General features: G+C 44.3%; 14 protein-coding genes. 5 read left to right on the top strand and 9 right to left on the bottom strand.

What is annotated here, in order from left to right:
- Position 1: 1 nt before the first annotated feature.
- On the bottom strand, positions 2–352 hold the full coding sequence (locus H8S65_RS14285) for a helix-turn-helix domain-containing protein (RefSeq protein ID WP_004291454.1): 351 nt from the start codon (positions 350–352) through the stop codon (positions 2–4).
- A gap of 3 nt (positions 353–355) precedes the next feature.
- Complete coding sequence (locus H8S65_RS14280; RefSeq protein WP_002561004.1) at positions 356–712, bottom strand: helix-turn-helix domain-containing protein; 357 nt, start codon at positions 710–712, stop codon at positions 356–358.
- Positions 713–992: 280 nt separating this feature from the next.
- On the opposite strand from H8S65_RS14280, the gene H8S65_RS14275 reads away from it, so the two are divergent.
- The 4 genes from H8S65_RS14275 (at position 993) to H8S65_RS14260 (ending at position 3,017) form a co-directional block, all read left to right on the top strand.
- A complete protein-coding gene (locus H8S65_RS14275) occupies positions 993–1,292 on the top strand; it encodes a helix-turn-helix domain-containing protein (RefSeq protein ID WP_019131010.1) in 300 nt (99 codons plus the stop codon).
- A gap of 31 nt (positions 1,293–1,323) precedes the next feature.
- Positions 1,324–1,629, top strand: coding sequence for a helix-turn-helix domain-containing protein (locus H8S65_RS14270; RefSeq protein WP_002561005.1), 306 nt, complete (start codon positions 1,324–1,326; stop codon positions 1,627–1,629).
- A gap of 190 nt (positions 1,630–1,819) precedes the next feature.
- Entirely contained in the window at positions 1,820–2,023 is a 204-nt protein-coding gene (locus H8S65_RS14265) for a helix-turn-helix transcriptional regulator (RefSeq protein WP_002561006.1), read from the top strand.
- A gap of 52 nt (positions 2,024–2,075) precedes the next feature.
- Positions 2,076–3,017 carry a HamA C-terminal domain-containing protein gene (locus H8S65_RS14260; RefSeq protein WP_002561007.1) on the top strand — a complete coding sequence of 314 codons (942 nt, stop codon included), beginning with the start codon at positions 2,076–2,078 and terminating at the stop codon, positions 3,015–3,017.
- Positions 3,018–3,084: 67 nt separating this feature from the next.
- Here H8S65_RS14260 and H8S65_RS14255 read toward each other — a convergent pair whose 3' ends face one another.
- Positions 3,085–4,062 carry an IS982 family transposase gene (locus H8S65_RS14255; RefSeq protein WP_009598283.1) on the bottom strand — a complete coding sequence of 326 codons (978 nt, stop codon included), beginning with the start codon at positions 4,060–4,062 and terminating at the stop codon, positions 3,085–3,087.
- Between H8S65_RS14255 and H8S65_RS14250 the strand changes: the two genes are divergently transcribed.
- Complete coding sequence (locus tag H8S65_RS14250; RefSeq protein ID WP_494546182.1) at positions 4,054–6,153, top strand: DEAD/DEAH box helicase; 2,100 nt, start codon at positions 4,054–4,056, stop codon at positions 6,151–6,153. The genes H8S65_RS14255 and H8S65_RS14250 overlap by 9 nt on opposite strands.
- 102 nt (positions 6,154–6,255) lie before the next feature.
- On the opposite strand, the gene H8S65_RS14245 is transcribed toward H8S65_RS14250, so the two are convergent.
- The 6 genes from H8S65_RS14245 to trpD form a co-directional block, all read right to left on the bottom strand.
- Positions 6,256–6,618: a hypothetical protein gene (locus H8S65_RS14245; protein ID WP_002561010.1), complete on the bottom strand. Its 363-nt coding sequence runs from the start codon at positions 6,616–6,618 to the stop codon at positions 6,256–6,258.
- Between the two features lie 12 nt (positions 6,619–6,630).
- The gene (locus H8S65_RS14240; protein ID WP_002561011.1) at positions 6,631–7,866 is read right to left on the bottom strand and encodes a site-specific integrase; all 1,236 of its coding nucleotides are present in this window, start codon (positions 7,864–7,866) and stop codon (positions 6,631–6,633) included.
- A 637-nt stretch (positions 7,867–8,503) separates the two neighbouring features.
- Complete coding sequence (trpA, locus tag H8S65_RS14235) at positions 8,504–9,313, bottom strand: tryptophan synthase subunit alpha (RefSeq protein WP_186930592.1); 810 nt, start codon at positions 9,311–9,313, stop codon at positions 8,504–8,506.
- 260 nt (positions 9,314–9,573) lie between these two features.
- Positions 9,574–10,212, bottom strand: a complete 639-nt coding sequence (locus tag H8S65_RS14230; RefSeq protein ID WP_186930591.1) for a phosphoribosylanthranilate isomerase — start codon at positions 10,210–10,212, stop codon at positions 9,574–9,576.
- Positions 10,209–11,018, bottom strand: a complete 810-nt coding sequence (gene trpC / locus H8S65_RS14225; RefSeq protein WP_186930590.1) for an indole-3-glycerol phosphate synthase TrpC — start codon at positions 11,016–11,018, stop codon at positions 10,209–10,211. The genes H8S65_RS14230 and trpC overlap by 4 nt, the downstream gene beginning before the upstream one ends.
- Before the next feature lie 34 nt (positions 11,019–11,052).
- Entirely contained in the window at positions 11,053–12,051 is a 999-nt protein-coding gene (gene trpD / locus H8S65_RS14220; RefSeq protein WP_186930589.1) for an anthranilate phosphoribosyltransferase, read from the bottom strand.
- Positions 12,052–12,072: the final 21 nt, after the last annotated feature.

Below are 12,072 nucleotides of genomic sequence, written 5' to 3'. Positions count from 1 at the left end.
GTTATTTATGAAAGAAATTATGGATACGAGCCTTGTAGAAGGCTATATCTTCTTTTTTGAAGTCCTTGATATGGTTGGAAAGGAATGTCAGCACATCCTCCTCGCTGTAATAGGTTTTCTTGCCCAGTGTCTTGTAGGGCAATGCGCCGACACTGCGGTAGCGTTGCAGTGTGCGCTTGCTTATCTGGAGCAGCATGCACAAATCCTGATTGTCGAAAAGGCGGATGCTTTCCGTGATAGTAGGCTGTTTCCCCTCAGCCTTCATCGCCAGCAGCAGTTCGTCCTGACGGTCGAGCCGTTCCATCAGCTTCTGCATCCAGCCCTCGAAGTTGTTTCGTGTGAGCAGTTCCATGACCTATGTCCTCCTTCCTTTTGGTTTGCCGCCAGTGCGCAGCGTGTGGTTGCGTTTCAATTCCTGCGGTGTCGCCGCGTCCTCGTTGACGGCACACGCTTCAAGCAGGCGGTCTATTTCCGACTGCCGGTAGCGGCATTTACCGCGAAGCACGACATAACCGATGCGTTGCTCGCTGCGCATACGCTGGAGGGTGCGGGTACTCACGTTAAGCAGGTGCGCCGCCTCGCGTGTGGTGAGCAACCTGTCGGGCGATGCCGCTTTCTTGTCGCCGGAGGCGGCACGGACGTGTGCCGCAATCTCCGCTATCTGTTCCGTCAATGACCGGAAGGCAGAACTTTCCATCGTTATCACTTTCATATTCAGTCCTTTATTTTTGTTTATTTTCATGAACATAGGCTGCGCCTCGGCATACCGTTCAAGCAAGTTTGACGCTCTACACTCGGCTTGCTCTATGTTTCTGCGACAAAATTCGGCAATAAACAAAAGGGGCTTTAACAACTCACTACGTGACTCACGTAAGATTTTTACGGAAGATGGCTCCGTAACCCGGTCAAACGGTGCAACAGGCAGCCTTTCAGCGGAAAACGGTACGTGTTAAGGGCTGCATCGTTACCTTTGCGGGCAAACCGATAATTGCATGAATATGGAAATAGTATCTATCGAGAAAAAGACTTTCGAGATGATGGTGGCGGCATTCGGCGCACTCTCGGAGAAGGTCGCCGCCCTAAGGCGCAAAAGCGACACGGGGCGCATGGAAAGATGGCTCACGGGCGAGGAGGTCTGCGGGCAGTTGAGAATAAGCCCGCGCACGTTGCAGACGCTGCGCGACAGGCGGCTTATCGGCTACTCGCAGATAAACCGCAGGTTCTATTACAAGCCGGAGGAGGTTAAGAGGTTGATACCGCTTATCGGCACGCTCTATTCGCACGGCAGATGATTTGATTTATTCACCCACTGAATCCGAAGTTATGATGAACGAGACCAACGATGTTTTTACGATGGAAGACGAGCCGATAGCCTCTGTGATGCAGGATATGCGCAAAGGCTCGAAATGGCTGTCTGTATTTCTGGAAAGTTACCGCCCTCCGCTGGACGGGGAACGTTACCTGACTGACGGTGAGGTGGCGGAACTGCTCCGTGTCAGCCGACGCACCTTGCAGGAATACCGCAACAACCGCGTGTTGTCCTTCATACTTTTGGGAGGGAAGGTGCTTTACCCGGAAACGGGGCTGCGCGAGGTGCTGGAAGCGAACTACCGCAAGCCGCTGGAGTGAGGCGGCCAACATGAAAAAGGAAACGGGCGACATTTTGTGGTGCTGCCCGTTTACTTTTTATATACTTGGGTGTTTTAATGACCTTAAAACCAGTTTTTTGATTGATCCAACCAATTTCTATCGTTAGAAATTCATATAGTTAATAAAAAGTTGTAACTTTGCATTTAACGCAATCTAAAAATTAATTGTAATGGCAATTTTAAACAACATTAAAAATGTACTATCAGAAAAAGGAGTTATGAGCAAATGGTTGGCAAAACAATTACAGAAAGATCCTGCAACAGTATCTAAATGGTGTAATAATCATTCTCAACCTGATTTGTACACATTTGTTCGTATTGCAAATTTGCTTGATGTTGATGTTCATGAACTTATTTGTCATACAAAAAAATAGTATCTAAAGGAATATAGATGTTTCACCATTTTTAAGCATGTAAATAAAGTGTATGAGCAATAAAATTTGGAATTTTGATATATTAGTTGATGATTGTTTTGTTAATTTTAATACAAAAAAGCAAGAAATAAATCCAGATCATAATGACAGGTTATTATCAGTTGCTAATGGCTTTGAAGATGGCAGTTGGAGATATCGTCAATTCAAAGAATTTGTTTTCAGTAATATTGCAGAAACAGCTTTGTCTGCACAAGAACGAGAGAAATTAATAGATAATGATTACGGTAGGCTTATTGAGGCTGCCAAACATTTACGACTTGTTGACAAAGAGCAGAATGGAAAGGGAAGTGAAATAGCGGAAATTATTCTATATGGCATAATGAAGAACCATTATAAAGCCTTATCTGCAATACCTAAAATTTTTTATAAACAGAATGATAATGATAATGCAAAGGGCTCTGATTCTGTACACATTGTAATTGACCCAAATGGAGGCTTTCAACTTTGGTTAGGAGAAGCTAAATTTTATAATTCTCTTGAGGATGCGCGATTATACGAACCAATAAATTCTGTTGAACAAATGTTGCGCAAACCTATTATGAAAAAGGAATGCGGAATAATGACCAATCTCAATGAACTTGATAAACAAATTGAAAACCAAACATTACTTAAAAAGATAAAAGAATGTTTCGATGAGAATACTTCCATTGACGAAATAAAACCCAAACTACATATACCTATTCTTTTATTACATGAATGCCAGATAACAGCAAGTACTACTGAAATGAGTGATGAGTATAAAAATAGTATTATTTCTTTTCATAGAGATCGTGCTCATTCGTTTTTTAAGAAGCAGATCAACAAGCTTAGTTCTGTTCATAAGTATTCGGAAATAAACTTTCATTTGATTCTTTTTCCTGTTCCTGATAAAACAAAAATAGTAAACTGGTTTATTTCACAAGCAAAAAATCTCAAAAATGATGCAGACGAATGATATATATAATACATGTTTAGATATAAGTAATGTTCTAAATGCTGGTGATATAAACCCGTTGGTTGAATTAAAATAAAGCATCTTTAACAAGACCAATTTTACGATGGTTACAGAAGTTGATGTATTGCAGCACGGTCATAGCAGCGATTTTTGCGGCAGTACGTGTAAACAGTCCGCCTGTCTGCTTTGCATAATTGCGTACCATCATGAATTGGTCGTTAAGTTGAGAGAAAACGGTTTCGATTCGCTTCCTGAAACGCCTGTAAGCCCACGAAGGATTTCTCCAATTCTTTTGGTTCAAGCGATACGGGACTTCAAGCTTGATATGAGCCGTTTCGAAAAGGTCTTGTTGCACCTCAGCACTTAAATACCCCTTATCTCCAAGCATAAGACAGTCGTGATAATCCCACTTTGCATCATCCAGATAATGTATATCATGAACATTTGCAGCCGTTATATCATAAGAGTGAATAACACCACTTATTCCACAGATAGCGTGGAGCTTATACCCATAGTAATACATTTGTTGGGAGGCGCAAAAGCCTTTGGAAGGTGCGCTTTGCGGATTATCATTTCCCATAACGCAACGCTTGGCTCGTGCCAGCTGGCATACTTTGACAGGCTTGGAGTCTATCACAAAGACATTTTCCCCACCGTCTATGCTCTTGGCAATATCCCTGCGGATGTCTTCTGCAAGACAAGCCGTGAGTTTGCGACGGACGTTGAACTGTCTTCTGGATATAAGGTTAGGGATATGTTCGGGAGATTCAGCCAATCTCTTAAAGAGGTTGTTCTCGCTGTCATAACCGAATGCTTCGGCTGTAAGAGAAAGAGCTATAACTTCCAAATCAGAAAAGGTGGGAATAACTCCACGGCGAGATACATTGCCATGTTCATTTACACGATTTCCTGCAAATTTCTTGCAGATGTCGTTGATTTTTGTGAATTTTTCGATGAAGTTGTGCATACGACGGTTTGAACTCAATAGTTTGGATGCTATTAAGTTACTAAAAACCAGAAATATGCACAACCTTTCATTTGTCATTTTACTAACTTTTTAATTCAACCAACGGGTGATATAAGTAATGCAAGATCCAAAGTAATTACATTACTTCATGAGATTAATGGTACTAACAATAATTCATATATGGAATTAGTCAACCATCTTATTCGTGAAGTGGGGCTTTTACCGTATATTGATACATATACTGCATCTTGGGAAGATCGGTTTGTATGTGAAGTTTTTAAAGTTAATATTGGAGAAAGAAAACCTTGTGTCTTACATACTGCTCAATCACAGGTATTAAAGAAGTTATTAGAAGGGAAAAGCGTTGCGGTGAGTGCTCCTACAAGTTTTGGTAAAAGTTTTGTTATTGATGCATTTATTGCGATTAAACAACCAATTAATGTTGTAATATTAGTACCTACGGTTGCTCTTGCAGATGAAACAAGAAGACGAATTTGCCGAAAATTCTCTCATCAATATAAAATAATTACAACAACAGATGTAGAACTTGCGGAGAAAAACATATTGGTATTTCCGCAAGAAAGAGCTTTTGCCTATATAGATAAACTTCCTTCAATTGATATTCTAATCGTTGATGAGTTTTATAAGGCAAGTACAAATTTTGATCTTGAAAGAAGCTCCACTTTACTCAGTTCAATGGTAGAACTCGGAAAGAAAGCTAAACAAAGATATTATCTTGCCCCAAATATCCATGAAATAGAAGAAAATGTATTCACTGAAGGGATGACATTTCTGCGTATGGATTTTAAGACCGTTGTAACGCATGCATGGCGGTTATATAAAAGCAGACCAAAGAATGAAGATAAACAGAGTTTTAAGACACGTAAACTTATTGAATTAATAAATACAGGTATAGGTAAAGCTTTGATATATACCGGCACATATAAGGGAATTGAAGAAGTAACAACAATTCTTAACAGAAATTTATATAATAAAGACTCTGAACTGCTTGCTAATTTTTCTGATTGGCTGGAATGCAATTATGGAGAAAAGTATATTCTTAAAGATTTAGTCAAACATGGTATTGGTATTCATAATGGTCAGCTACATCGTTCTCTTAGTCAAATTCAAATAAAACTATTTGAAGAACAGAATGGGTTAGATTATTTGGTATCGACCTCGTCTATAATTGAAGGAGTAAATACTCAAGCAGAGAGTGTCGTTTTATGGTCAAATAAGAACGGGGCTCATAAGATTGATTATTTTACCTTTCGCAACATCATTGGACGCGCAGGCAGAATGTTTCGTTATTTTGTAGGTCGTGTCTATATGCTTGAAGAGCCACCAAGTCAAGAAAATACTAAATTGAGATTAGAGTTTCCTGATGATGTAGTAAAAAAACTTGATGGAAATGACCCCGGTATAAAATTGAATAATGAACAATATGTAAAAATTCAACGATATCAAGATGAAATGATAGAACTTCTTGGAACGGATATTTGGCATAGAATTGAAAGAATACCACAAATCAGAAGTTGTAAACCATCAATGTTAAAGATAATTGCGGAAAAATTGAAAACTGATTCCAATTGGCCAACAAATTGCGATGCTTTACAAAACAATAATACATGGGAATGGAGGGATGCTTTAGGAGATATCATAGAAATTTTGGAATATCATCGAAAAGGACATTTACGGTATTATGCATGTGCATGTAGTAATGGATGGAAAATGACTATAAAAGAGCTATATAACACAGTAAAAGATTATGGTATTACATATGAGGATATATTTACATTTGAAAGATATGTATCCTTTAATCTCTCATCTATTATTGCGGTAATTAATATTATACGTCAAGAACTTTATCCTAATTCCTCAAATATCGCCAATTTTGTATATAAAGCATCAAATGCCTTTTTACCTAAAATTGTATTTCAACTTGAAGAATACGGATTACCGAGGATGATTAGTAAAAAGATACAAAATGCAGGTCTTATAAATCTTGAAGACGATTCTAAAGAGATTACAATCGTTATACAGGAATTTAACACGATAGGAATTGAATACCTTGAACAAAAAATACCTAATCTCCATTCATTTGACAAATATATATTAAAACATTTTATGAACGGAATTCGTTGCATAACGACAAATCAAAAGAATTAAATAATAGCCATATTATTACCTCTATATTTTTTGAGATATGATATGGCTATTTAGATAAGGATCCATATAGAAATTCTTTCGTATAATTTTCATTTGATATCTTCAACAGTACGCAGTTTTTCCGTTCTGTATAAACATCACGTATGTTTGCCGCTTCTCTTGTGAGAGAACCTTTCCTACCAGCCACATGCGGAACAGGTAGGTGTTGTAGGTGTTCAGCCGAAAAGCAATCAGAATAATGATTTCAGGCGCGTACACGTCCGCGTACAGCCCGTTTTCAAGCTGCATGTAGCGGCACACCTTGTAGTCGTTCAGCACGTCAGACTTGCGGACGGCTTTGATGACGGCGTTCACTGCCGGGACGGTCGTATGGAACAGTCCGGCTATTTCGGTGGCGGTCATCCACACATCGTTACCGGTTACGCTGACCGCCTTGTCCTCTATGATGATTATGTCACGTTTCATGGCTCCTCTTTTTTAGATGGTGCAACCTGCAAATTCCTCGACGTTGTTTAACCTTGCGGCAAGGTTTTCCATATCCTGATTGAGTTTTTCTTTGGTTATCTTCGCGTAAATCTGCGTCGTCTTTATGCTCTTGTGTCCAAGCATGGAGCTGACCGTTTCGATGGGTACGCCGTTGGAAAGGAAAACTGTCGTGGCTGCCGTGTGGCGGCTTTGATGCCACGTGATATGCTTGGTGATGCCGCAACGCTTGGCGACGGCACGGATACCGGCAAGGCACGTGTTATAATGCGGAACGGGGAATATCCTGCCGTTCTCGCATAGCCCACGGTATTTGCCGATTATGCGGTTGGCGATGTCAAGCAGGCGGATGTTGGACACCACGCCCGTTTTCTTGCGGTTGATGTTTATCCACTCGTGTTCGTCGAAATAGGTACGGATATTCTCTTCCGTGAGGTTGCGCATATCCGCGAACGACAATCCGGTGAACGCACAGAACAGGTAGAGGTCGCGGTACAGTTCCTGTTTGGCGTTTTTCAGTTTCCCCTCCATCAGCAGGCGTATTTCGTCTTTGGTCAGGAAACTGCGTGTCGTTTCCTCCTTCTTGATTTCATACTCGCGGAACGGGTCGCGTGTCAGCCACTCGTTGTTGATGGCTATGAACACCATTGTCCGTAGCGGGCAGACGTACAGCCACACGGTATTGGTGCAGCAGTGCTTGTCCGTGCGCAGGAACATCTCGAAGTCGGAGATGAAAGCGGGAGTAAGCTCTTTTAGGGCGATGTCCTTCACATGGTAGCGGATGTCGAGGAACTCTTGCAGGTGCTTGTAAACGACACGGTACTTTTCCAGTGTACCTTTTGCTTTCATGCCTGCTTCCACCTGTTTCTCATAGTTCTCGTTGTGCCGACGGAACACCTGCATCAGCGTGTGGTAGCGGTGTTCCAGTCCGAGAAAGGCGTTCTTTACCTTCTCCGCCGTGACGAAGTTGTCACGCTCCATGATTTCCTGATAGTGTCTGTTGATGCGCACCCGCATCTTGTCAAGCATACGGTTCGTTTCGAGTGCCGCCGCGCTTCTGCCCGTGACACGTCCCCCTTTGGTGTCCCACAGCTTCGGATCGACACTCAACTTGCAACTGAACTGCGTCTGGCTGCCGTCCACCGTGATGCGTCCCATGACGGGAACCGTCCCGTCCTTTTTCACTACCTGACGCTTGAGGTAGTAGATTACTGAAAATGTACTCTTCATCGTTCTTAATTTTTGGATTTCAAAATTAGTTGGTGAAGAGTCCGGTGTCGGTACGCAAAACGGGGAGGAACGGCGCAATCTTTTTTCCGTAACCGTATTTGTTACGTGAGTTGTGGGTAACTCACTATAACATAGTGTCTTGTTTCGCCATTCGTACCCGTTTGTCGCATTTTCGGACATGGTTACGAACAAGTAACGTTGCGGCGTCAAGATTTGGCTTCGGCAAGGATTGTAATGGCTTCACGAATTATCGCCACTTTAACTAAAACCCTTGTAACTCAATTCTATCACTATATCTTTCCGCATTTCACTTTTTTGTAGTAACTTTGCTTACCTAAGATACTACTTTTTACCGAAATAAACAATAGCAAAAGGGGCTGTCACACTTTTTGGACAGCCCCCAAAAGAGAGGGTGAGGGGGGTGGGGATTGCTGATAATTATAACTATATGGCAGGCGGTATCGGCCATCCCAAGAGAAAGCGGAGCTTTCTAAGAAAGGCCTAAGCGGACGGTCGTCAAGCGGAGGGTAAAGGTGAAGCGTCCGGGAGCCTGCGCTGTCTGAGCGAAGCGAGTTTCGCAGGCGACAGCGGAACCTTTGCCCGGAGTAGACCGGACGGTTAAGCCTTGATCTTTTGGTTACTTTTGGATCAAGCCAAAAGTAACAGATAAATCATCATTCTTTAAAGCATCCAATAATTTATCGACCGCCCTGTCGATTGCCGGTTCGCTTTTCAATAATTGCATGAATTTACTGCCGATGATAGCCCCTGACGAGTTGGCGGCGGCTGCTTCGAAGGTGGCTTTGTTCGATATGCCGAAACCGACTAAGCGCGGATTCCGGAGGCTCATCCCGTCGATGCGGTGGAAATAAGCCTGCTTCTGCTCGTTGAAGTTCTGTTGCGCACCGGTAGTGGAGGCACTCGATACCATATAGATGAAACCGCTTGTATGTTCGTCGATCAGGCGGATGCGTTCTTCGGAGGTTTCGGGTGTGATGAGCATGATCATTTTGAGGTCATACCGGTCGGCGATGGCTTTATAATCCGCCATATAATCGGCGAAAGGCAGATCCGGGATGATCATGCCGTCCACCCCTGTCTGCACACATTTCCGGCAGAACGCTTCGAAACCATATTGCATGATCGGATTCAGATAGCCCATCAGGATAACCGGGATATGCACATCCTGACGGATATTTTCCAATTGGTCGAACAGGACATGCAGCGACATCCCGTTTCGCAACGCAGCCGTGGAGGCTTCCTGGATCACGGGGCCGTCTGCCATCGGGTCGGAGAAGGGGATTCCGATCTCGACCATGTCTATCCCTTTGTTTTCTAACTCTTTTAATATTTTCGTCGTATCGTCCGGGTTCGGATATCCGGCGGTGAAGAAGACGGAAAGGATTCCATTCTTCTTTGTGTTGAATAAGTTTGTAATGCGGTTCATTTTTTTGAATTATGAATGTTGGATAATAAATAATGATTTATGGGTGAGCAAACAGACAAGGCAACGTCTTGTGCCGCAGGCTCTCTTTTGCCGTCTGCTTCAGCAGACGGATAGATGATTGATACAATAGATGAAAGGGACTGAAGTCCACAGAGGAAGAGGCTTTGCTCTAAATCTTTTAAACCGTCTGCTGAAGCAGACGGCAAAAGAGAGCCTACAGCCACGAGACAAACCTCGTTTGTTAGCTCGCTGATAAATCATCATTTGTTTTTTAATTGATTAATAAATATGCTTAGCTTTCCTATGTCTTTCAGGCCCGGTTCGATCTCGAATCCACTGTTCAGGTCGATCCCGGCAAGGCGGGGATGCCGGAAAGAACGTATTGCCCCGATGCTTTCCGGGCGGATGCCTCCGCTTAACAGGAAAGGAGTCTCTCCCCGGTAGGCTTCGAGTACGGACCAATCGAATTGCTTGCCGGAACCTCCATAACTGCTGCATTTGGTATCGAAGAGGAAGTAATCGACACGCCCTTCATAAGCGGCAGTCTGTTCGAGGTCGCCGGCTGTTGCAATCTGGAATGCCTTGATCAGCGAATAACCACGCTTTTGCAAGGCATGGCAATCATCCGGCGTCTCATTTCCGTGCAGTTGCAGGTAATCGAGCCGGAAAAGTGCCGCTGTCCCGGTCAACGTTTCGAAGGAAGCGTTGACAAAAACACCGACCCTTTTCAAATGACTATTGGGATACCGCTTGCCGTAATTGTCCGTTGTCCATTGTCCATTGTCCATTATTTTTCGCGGGGAACCTGCGAAAAATATCAGTCCTATCCAGTCGACCCCTAAAGCTGCGACCTCCCGTATGTTTTCGGGGTCGCGCATTCCGCATACTTTGATGATCATGGCAATCCTCCTATGAATTGTGCGAGCGTACTGCCCGGTGCATCGGTTTTCATAAACGTCTCGCCGATCAGGAATCCGCGAAAACCGGCTTCCCTGAGGTTCGAAACGGTGGCTGTTGCCGAAATGCCGCTTTCCGATACCAACAGGGGAGAGAGGTTTCTTTCACGGGTGACCGTTTGCATTGCCTTTGCCAGGCGGAAGGAGTTTTCCACATCGGTATGAAATGTTCCGAGGTTGCGGTTGTTCACGCCTAACATATCGACAGATGCGTTGAGGTGGCCGAGCTCTTCTTCACAATGGATCTCCAACAGCACTTCCATGTCGAGGGTATGGGCCAACTCCGCAAACATGAGACATTGTTCCGGGGTAAGGCAGGCGGCAATCAGCAGGATGGCATCGGCCCCCATCACGCGTGCCTGATAGAGTTGATATTCGTCGATGACGAAGTCTTTCCTCAGCAAAGGCAGGTCTACCAGGCTGCGTGCTTTGCAAAGGTCGCCTAAGGAACCGCCGAAAAAATTCGAATCGGTCAGGACGGAGCAGGCTGCGGCGCCTCCCATTTCATAGGCGGGCAGCACATCGGCTACGGCAGCATCGGGATGCAACCAGCCTTTCGAAGGGCTTTTCCGTTTGAACTCGGCAATGATACCCGATGAAGATGCAGCAAGAGCCGCCCGCATGGAACGGGTAGGGCGTTCGAGCCGTTCACCGCCCAGTCCCAACAAGGTCTGCAACCGGACAGCTTGTTTTTGCCGCTCTACTTCGATGCGCTTATTGGCTATGATGTCTTGTAATATATCTTTCATATTCGTTGTTTTATTGTACGATTATGATAAACCATCATTTATTATTCAATTTGATAAACGTATTGAACGTTTGCAATGCTTTGCCGCTTTCCAAGGCTTCGCGGGCTTCGTCCAGGCATTCTGTGATTCTCTTTTCAGGGCAGATGACTTGGATGGCGAAAGCGGAGTTGGCGATTACGCAATTCTTTTGTGCCGGAGTCGCCCGGTTGTTCAGGACATCGTCAAAGATGCGGGCTGCCTCGGCGACTGTCTCACCACCGTCCAGTTCCGCTTCCGTTGTGCGGGGGAAACCTAACATTTCCGGCGTGTAGAGCTTCTCTTTTTCCGGCATTGCCACCTTAAATTCCGCTGTCAGCGATATTTCGTCATATCCGTCGAGGCTATGTACGACGGCAAAACGCGTTCCGCTCTCCTGGTAGGTATAGCTGTAAAGCCTGAGCAATGGCAGGTTGTACACACCTAACAACTGGTAGGCCGGCATCACCGGGTTGACCAGCGGGCCGAGCATGTTGAAGAAGCTGCGCACACCTAAGCTCTTCCGCACCGGCGCTACGGCTTTCAATGCCGGATTAAACAGCGGCGCATGCAGGTAGGCGATATGGCAGGCTTCCATCGAACGGCGCAACAGGTCAATATCGGCAGTGAACTTCACGCCATGCTGTTCCATTACGTTGCTGGCGCCACTGACCGAGGTCGCCCCGTAGTTCCCATGTTTCACAACGTTATATCCCGCACCTGCTACGACAAAGCAAGAGGTCGTGCTGATATTAAACGTATTCTTTCCATCGCCTCCCGTCCCCACGATGTCGATCGGCTTAAACTCCGACAAATCCACCGGGACACGCATTTCGAGCAGCGCCTCGCGGAAACCTGCCAACTCCTCTACGGAAATGTTACGCATCAGGTAGACCGTTATCAAGCTGGCAATCTGTGAATCATTATACTTGCCTTCCGCAATATTCTGAAGAATCGTCCGCGCCTCGTCACGTCCTAAATACTGGTGCTCGAATAATCTATACAATATATCTTTCATCTTCTTAATTCTTCATTCTTT

It is taken from the genome of Parabacteroides hominis, from assembly GCF_014287585.1.
Lineage (GTDB): Bacteria > Bacteroidota > Bacteroidia > Bacteroidales > Tannerellaceae > Parabacteroides > Parabacteroides hominis.
This window is presented reverse-complemented; position numbering and strand designations above follow the sequence as displayed.